We start from the raw sequence: 388 nt of genomic DNA on the forward strand, positions 1-388 counted from the left end.
TAGCCTGCTGGACGAGCTGACCGATGAGGTGAACGCGCTGTCGGCAGACGCCCAGGCGAAGGTGAGGCCGGCACTCGAGTCACTGCTGTCGAGCTGGGAACGCGGCGGGGGCGGCGATGTCGCCGCGCTCCGCGAGAGGGCGTACGAGACTATCGAGGCGGTGCTCGGGTACTACGCCGACACGTGCGCCGCCGCCAGGGCCGCCGAATACTACGACGCGGTCAGGGCGTCGCAGGGCTTCCCTGGGAAATACAAGGCGGTCGCCGAGTCCATGCGAGACCCGAACGCCACGCTCGGCGCGGTGAGGTATTTCATCGGCAAGGTCGTCGAGGGCGCCCCCGCGGTGTTCGTCTCGCGTTGCGTCACGAGGGTCGACGAGGAGATCAGG

General features: G+C 68.6%; 1 protein-coding gene. It reads left to right on the top strand.

Going from position 1 to position 388, the window contains the following annotated elements:
- Positions 1–388 (top strand): VG15 protein (locus ACT84W_RS10915; RefSeq protein WP_444329240.1); only part of this gene is annotated, 388 nt, incomplete at both ends.

Origin of the sequence: Paratractidigestivibacter sp., from assembly GCF_052362415.1 — a bacterium.
In the GTDB taxonomy this organism is placed as follows: domain Bacteria; phylum Actinomycetota; class Coriobacteriia; order Coriobacteriales; family Atopobiaceae; genus Paratractidigestivibacter.